This is a genomic window from Micrococcus lylae NBRC 15355 (genome assembly GCF_001570885.1).
GTDB classification, from domain to species: domain Bacteria; phylum Actinomycetota; class Actinomycetes; order Actinomycetales; family Micrococcaceae; genus Micrococcus; species Micrococcus lylae.
This window is the reverse complement of sequence record NZ_BCSN01000080.1, coordinates 1-7,107: the sequence shown is the minus strand read 5'-3', so window position 1 is coordinate 7,107 and position 7,107 is coordinate 1. Positions and strand designations below refer to the sequence as shown.

At 72.4% G+C, this 7,107-nt stretch carries 3 protein-coding genes and 1 pseudogene; 1 reads left to right on the top strand and 3 read right to left on the bottom strand.

The window, feature by feature from the left end; all coding sequences use genetic code 11:
- Positions 1-162: 162 nt before the first annotated feature.
- Positions 163-1,131 carry a PRC and DUF2382 domain-containing protein gene (locus MLY01S_RS11485; protein WP_067192273.1) on the bottom strand — a complete coding sequence of 323 codons (969 nt, stop codon included), beginning with the start codon at positions 1,129-1,131 and terminating at the stop codon, positions 163-165.
- A gap of 329 nt (positions 1,132-1,460) precedes the next feature.
- Here MLY01S_RS11485 and MLY01S_RS11480 point away from each other — a divergent pair, with 329 nt between their 5' ends.
- On the top strand, positions 1,461-3,428 hold the full coding sequence (locus MLY01S_RS11480; protein WP_082740147.1) for an FAD/NAD(P)-binding protein: 1,968 nt from the start codon (positions 1,461-1,463) through the stop codon (positions 3,426-3,428).
- A 167-nt stretch (positions 3,429-3,595) separates the two neighbouring features.
- Here the strand turns inward: MLY01S_RS11480 and MLY01S_RS11475 are convergent, their stop codons facing one another.
- Positions 3,596-6,289: an ExeM/NucH family extracellular endonuclease gene (locus tag MLY01S_RS11475; RefSeq protein WP_245232205.1), complete on the bottom strand. Its 2,694-nt coding sequence runs from the start codon at positions 6,287-6,289 to the stop codon at positions 3,596-3,598.
- A 184-nt stretch (positions 6,290-6,473) separates the two neighbouring features.
- Positions 6,474-7,107: pseudogene (locus MLY01S_RS12715) on the bottom strand (bifunctional metallophosphatase/5'-nucleotidase); the annotation flags it as partial.

The window sequence follows — 7,107 nt, the reverse complement described above, 5'->3', positions numbered from 1 at the left end:
CCTCGGACGGACCCCACCAGCCTACCGTGTCCGGGCCGTCACGATCAAAGGTGGCCGCCGCGGCCGGCACCGCACAGGGGACGGCCCCCGCACCGTGGGTGCGGGGGCCGTCCGGGCAGGACGGGCGACGACGGCCCGCTCGCCGCCGTCTGCCCGGCCCGGTCAGCGGCGGGGGCCGTCGGCGGTGCCGAAGTCGTCCCGGGCGTCGCCCTCGACCTCGACGTCCTCGTGCTGCAGCTCCTCGGACACGGTCTCGGTGTCGCGATGGGTGCGCTTGCCCAGGGACACCTTCTCCGCGTCCACGGTCTTCTCAGCGACGGGCACGTCCTCGTAGGTGGTCACTTCGACGGCGTCGTCGCCACGGCCGGCGGTGCGGGCCTCGGTGGAGTCCGGGTCGACCTTCTCGCGCTCGACGACGACCTCCTCGCGCTGCACCGGGACCTCGACCTGCTCGGTGGTGGTGTAGGTCTGCTTGCGCAGCCGCACACGGCCGGAGGCGCGGCGCTCGGTGCCGACGTTCAGGTGCTCGTCGCGCACGACCATCGAGTCGCCGTCCCCGACGGCACCGCGGTCGGCCTCGGCGCGGTCGGTGTCGAGGCGGTCGCGGTCGGCGTCGATGCGCCCAGCGGCATCGCGCGGCTCGTCGCCGCGGACGTCCGCGGCGCGGTCGTCACGGCCGTCGCCCGCCACGGGGGCGGTGCCGGCGGCTCCCGCGGCGCCTGCGGCACCCGCGGCGCCTGCGGTCCGGTCGTCACGGAGTCCGTCGTTCTCGGCGCGGACGTCGTCGTGACCGTCGGCGTTGACGTCGCCGTGGCCGCCCTCGTAGTCCATGGAGTAGTACTCGTAGATGCGGCGCTCCTCCTCGGGGGTGAGAGTGCCGTCCGCGTCCACGTTCGGGGCGTCCTTCACGAAGTCCTTCTCGAACGGCACCGAGATGCCGCCCTCCGCGGTCTGGGCCTTGTCCAGCGGCACGAAGGTCTCCTTCGTGCCGAACAGGCCGGTCTTCACGGTGATGAAGGTGGGCTCCTCGGTGTGGTCGTCCAGGTAGACCTGGCCGACCGAGCCGATCTTGTCGCCGGAGGTCGAGTAGACGTCGGCGTTCTGCAGCTGCTCCAGCATGGTGCGGTCCATGGTGTGCTCCTGTTCGTCGTAGGTGTCCGGGCGGCTTCTCCGCCCTGGTGATTCCGACCATTCCGAGCGGCGAGCACGCACGCAACCCCCGGCACCCCGTCCGCGCAGATTCCCAGGCGGCATGCAGGGAGTGCATTGCCCGGCACAGACTCGACACCCGGTGAGGTGCCGCACGGTGCGGCCCGGAACGGTGGGTGCTGCACCGGCACCGTGCGGGGCGCGGGATCTCGGCGGGCGGGGGAGGGGCGCTCCGCTGGCCAGGCCGACCCGTGAACGCCCTGAGTACCCTGGACGTCTGTAATCTCTGTGCCCCGACTGCGAGGAGAACCGTGCCCCTGTCTGCTGACGCCACCGCACCCCTGCGCTTCGTCCTGGTCGGAGGCGGCCCCCGCGGAGTCATGGTCATGGAGCGGCTTCTCGCCCAGCTCGAGTCCCGGGATCCGGCCGCACCGTACCGGCCTCTGGAACTGCACGTGGTGGACCCCTATCCGGTGGGTCCGGGCCGCGTCTGGCGGACGGACCAGTCCGAGCTGTACCTGATGAACACCCCGTCCTTCTTCCCCACGGCCGCCGCCGCGGACAACCCCGGCCTGCGCCCCTCCACCGCCGCCCAGTCCTTCGACCAGTGGCGCCGCGTGAACCCGGAGGCCGCCCTGGGGGTTCAGCGCAACCAGTACCCGGCGCGCGTGGTCTACGGCCGCTACCTCACCGAGCTGTGGTCCCACATCTCAGGGGCCCTCCGGAGCCGGCCGGAGGTCGCCTCCCTCACCGAGCACCGTGCGGAGGCCACTTCTCTGCGCCACCGTCCCGAGGGTGGCGTGGTCCTCACCCTCGAGCCGAGCGACGGCTCCGGCGTGAAGACACTGGAAGCCGACGCCGCCGTCCTGGCCCTGGGCCACCAGCGGGCCCGCCTCACCGCCCACCAGACCCGCCTGGCCGAGGCCGCCTCCCAGCACTCGGGCCTGCACTACCAGGGCCCGCAGATCCCCTCGGACGTGGACTGGCGCACCATCGAGGCCGGCGCGGACGTCCTGATCCGCGGCATGGGCCTGAACGCCTTCGACATCCTGGCCCAGCTCACCCAGGGCCGCGGCGGCACGTTCCATCGCACCGGCGAGCAGCCGGGCCGTGCGCTGCGCTACGAGCCCTCGGGCCGCGAGCCGGTGATGCACCTGATGTCCCGCCGCGGCATCCCGTACCTGCCGAAGGCCGAGGTGACCTCCTTCGTGCCCCACGGCGTCACCCTGTCCTACCTCTCGGACGCGGCCGTGCAGGCCCTTCTGGACCGCCACGGCGTGCTGGACCTGGACGAGCACGTCTGGCCGTTGCTGCACCGGGACGTGGTGCGCAACTACTACGCCACCATGGTCCGCACGCAGCCGGACATCCTCGGAGGACCCGTCGCCGCCCGTCGCTTCCTCGGCGAGCTCGTCGCCCTGCTGGACGATGCCGGCCGCGGCGCCCCCGTCACCGCCCGCCACGCGGAGGAACTGCTCCAGCGCTACACGCCGGACCGCCGCTTCCTGGACATCGTGGCCTACGCAGACCCCTACCGGGACGACGTCTTCGACACCCCGCAGGACTACCACGAGCAGGTCGTCTCGCTCCTGGAGCAGGCCTGCGTGGAGGCCACACTCGGTGAGGACTCCCCGTTCATGATGGCCGTGGGCGCGCTGCATGCCGGTCGTCTGCGCATGAAGCAGTGGATCGCCGAGGGCAAGGTCACGGACTCCTCGCGCCTGAAGGACGTGCAGGCCTGGTTCGAGCCGCTCGTGGAGGGCCTGTCCTCCGGGCCGCCGCGCTGGCGCGTGGAGCAGATGCTCGCCCTGCACCGGGCGGGCCTGCTGGACTGGATCGGCCCTGTGCCGTCGGTGGAGGTGGACGATGCCGGCTTCCGCGCCCGCAGCCCGAAGGTCGGCGACGAGCATGGGCAGGGTCCGGCCTCCGTGTCCGGCACCTGGCTGGTGGAGGCGATGATGCCGCCGAACCGCGTGCAGGCCGGGTCCTCCCGGCTCATGCGGCAGCTGTTGGAGGAGGGTGTTGCCGCGGTCGGCACCCTGGAGGACGCTGAGGGCGCCCTGCAGCCGGCCGCCGGGTTCGACGTCACCTCCCGCCCGCACCGTCTCAAGGCCGCGGACGGGAGCGTGGACGAGGACGTCTTCGTCCTGGGGCTTCAGCTTGCCGGAGTCCAGTGGGGCACCGCGATCGCCGCCGAGGCCGGGCAGGACCCTGCCGGACGCGCCATGAGCCTGGGCGATGCAGAGGCGATCGCCGCCGCCCTGCTCGCCCGGGCCTGACCCAGGCCGCCGCCCGGCGGCACCCGACGACGGACCCCACCGGACGCTTCCGCCTCGCCCGGGTCCGTTTCGGCCAGGACACGACGACGGTCCCGTCACCGTGCGAAAGGTGACGAGACCGTCGTCGTGCGTCAGGAGTCAGGGTGCCTCAGGCGCCCCAGGCGGGATCAGCGCTCCCGGCCCTTGCCCTTGCCCGGCTTCCCGGGGTGGCCGCCCTTGCCGGGCTTGCCGGGCTTCTCATCCGGGCGGCACTTCTTCCACTCGTGCGGGTTGCCTCCGTCGCGCGGGTGCACGCACTCACGCGGGTCGACCGGGTCCTCCTCCTCGAGACCCGGCAGGGCCATGCCGACGAGGATCGGGTTGTGGTCCGAGGAGCGCCACTGGTCCGCGCGGTACAGGTCCTCCGCCGTGTAGTTGTGCCGGGAGTACTCGAAGGCCACGGACTCGTTGGCGTTGATCATCCAGATGTCCTGGCCGGTCACCGTCGCGTCGGCGGCCGGGGAGGCGAACACGTGGTCCAGGGAGCCGACGGCGCCGCCGTAGGTGTAGGAGTACTCGCCGGTCTTGGCGCCCTGGGAGATGTAGCCGGCCTCTTCGATCACCCGGATCGGGTCCTCCATCTCGTAGGCGTTGAAGTCGCCGAGCAGCAGGACACGGTCGGTGCCGGCCTGCTCCTTCATCCGGTCGGCGAAGTCCACGAGGGCCTCGGCCATGCGGACGCGGTCGCCGTTGTAGGCGCCCTGGCCGTCGCCGGTGTCCACGTTGTCGTCCGCGGCGCCGGAGCCGCCCTTGGACTTGAAGTGGTTGGTGATGGCCACGAAGTCGGTGCCCTCCATGCCCTTCGCGGTGCCGTCGGCACGGCGGAACTGCTGGGCGAGCGGTTCGCGGGCGTTGTCGAAGTTCACCTGGTCGTCCAGGATCACGGACTCGCCCACCGGGGTGACCTCGTCCGGCTGGTAGATGAATCCGGAGCGGATCACGTCCTCGGTGGCCAGGGCAGGCCGCTCGGCGGGGGAGGCCACGTAGGCCCACTTCTTTTCGCCGGCGGCGGCGTTCAGGCCGTCCACGAGGTCGGCGAGGGAGTGGTCGCGGTCCAGGCCGAACTGGGCGGAGTTCTCGATCTCCTCGAGGGCGATCACCGAGGTGTCCATGCCGTTGATCGCCTCCACGATCTTGGCCTTCTGGCGCTCGAACGACTCGGCGGTGTAGGCGCCGCGGGGGTCGCAGTAGTTCGTGGTGATCGGGTTGCCGTCACGGTCCGTGTAGGCCTTGCAGTCCGGGAACTGCTCGCCGAGGGTCGTGAAGTAGTTCAGGACGTTGAACGAGCCGACCGTGACGTCGCCGCCGAGGTCTTCGCGCTGCGCTTCGGCCGGCCGGGTGTCCTCGATGGAGACCGGCTGCACGGTGGCGGCCGTGTCGTCGTTGAGGTGGCCCAGCGGCTGGAAGGTCCAGGCGTCGTGGCGGTAGTCCAGGATCACGCCGGTGGTGAAGTCCACGGCGGATCCCACGCGGGCCGGGGAGTCCACGTCCACGTACGGCAGGGTGTTCTGGTTGCCGGGGGAGCGCATGAAGTTGGTGGTCGCGCCGTCGTCCAGCACGATCGCCTTCTCCGCGTTGTCCGCCATGACAGCCTGGGCATCGGCACCGGGCAGGGCGACGGAGGTCGGGTTCGGCAGCGGGGAGGTGCCGGGGGCCAGCGTGAGGGAGCCGTACTGGTTCACGGAGTAGTTGTCCGTGATCGTCCAGTCGCCCTGCGGGGCCAGGAGCATGCCCTCGTGGGCCTCCTTCTCCGCGGCGGTGAGCGGGAAGTCGAGCTCGAGCGGCTCCACGGAGCCCGGCTCGTCCAGCTGCTCCACGCCGCCGGCGGGGACGGAGATCTGGGTGAGGCCGTAGAACTCGCCGGCGGTGCCGGTGACGCGGACGTGGTCACCGATCGTGACCTCGCCCATGGTGTCCCGGGAGTACACGAAGACGCCGTCCGAGGCGTCCTCGGTGGAGCCGGCCTCGCCGCCGGTACCGGCTGTCTGCAGGTAGTAGCCGTTGAGGCCGCCGGTGGAGTACACGGCGGTGACCACGCCGGTGGTGGTGACCAGCTGCTCGTCGTAGGGCGTGCGGTCTCCGGTGCCCTGGATCTGGGCGATGGTCAGCGGGATCGCCTCCTCCGGGTCCGGGTCCGGGTCCGGGTCCGGAGCGGGGTCGACCCCCTCGCCGGAGGACGGCATCGGGGTGACGTCGCCGGTGAGGGTGAAGTCGGCGGAGTTGTCGTCTGTGTCCACGCCGTCGGTGCGGGTCATGGACTTCGGGTCCGAGTTGGCGGACGGCGAGGAGGCGGCAGTGGTCTCGAAGGTGTTCGACGTCCCGTAGCCGAGCAGGTCGACGACGGCCGGGTCGTCACCGGTGACGACCGAGCCGGTGGCCAGGGCCGGCAGCCGCTCGGCCTGGTTCGACAGGACCAGGGTGCCGGAGACCCCGGCCGGGTTGAGGCCGCCGGCCACGAGGTCCGGCGTGGGCAGCTCAGCGCCGTTGGAGCCGTTCGAGCCGCCCTGCACGAGGAAGGTGCCCTTGGCCGGGACGGTGCCGGAGAGGGCCACCGAACCGTTCGGGGCGCCGGTGCCGGTGGCGGAGCGGTACTGAAGGGACCAGCCGTCGAGGCTGATCGGGGCGTCGGTCGGGTTGTAGAGCTCGACGAACTTGTGGGTGAACACCGCGTTCGCGGAGCCGCCGTTCGTGTAGGCCTCGTTGATCACGAGGGTGTCGCCGGCCGGGGAGGCCTGGGCCGGAAGGGCGACGGCGGGGGAGAGCAGCGCGAGCGCGGCGGCGGCGCCGGCGGTGCGCACGAGGACATGACGGGGCATGTGCATGGGGAGGTTCCTTCGATCGGCGGTGCGGCGCGGGAGAGAAGGGATGCGCCGGTCACCGGGTGCGTGGGAGAGGTGCCGCAGCAGGGGAGGGGGCGACGGCGGCGGGTCGGGGATGGACCCGCCGCCGTCGTGCCCTGCCGGCCGCGCGAAGCGGCCGGCAGGGCGGGCTCAGTCGGTCAGGAGATCAGCGGGCGGCGGTGAAGCGGCGGCGCACCATGAGCAGCGCGGCGGCGCCGAGGGCGCCGAGGCCGGCGAGGGACCAGGTGGCCTCGCCGCCGGTCTGCACCTTGGACGGCTTGGTGTGCTCGCCCTCGTCCGCGCCGTGGCCCTTGCCCGGCTCCTCGCCCTGGCCCGGGTGCTCCGGGTCGGCCGGGTCCGCGCCCTCGCCCGGCTGCTCCGGGTCGGCCGGAGTGCCCGGCTCGCCCGGCTCCTGGCCTTCGCCCGGGTGCTCCGGGTCGGCCGGGGTGCCGGGCTCGCCCGGCTCCTCGCCCTCGCCCGGCTGCTCGCCCTCAGCCGCGGTGACTTCGAGGGCGTGGCGGACCTCGGTGACGGTGCCGTTCGCGTAGGTCACAGACATGACGAGCTCACCTGCGCCGGCGGTGTCCGGGGCGGTGATGCCCGTCAGGGCTGCGGTGTCGCCCGAGGCGTCCGCGTCCACGGTGCCGAGCTCGATCGGCTCACCGCCGGTCGGCTGGAAGGAGACGTCCACGGAGGTGGCGGTCGGGGCGCCGTCGGAGTCGATCATCAGATCGGCCAGGGTCAGCGAGATCTCCTCGCCGGCAGCCACAGTGGCCGGGGCGTCGGTCACGGACACGCCC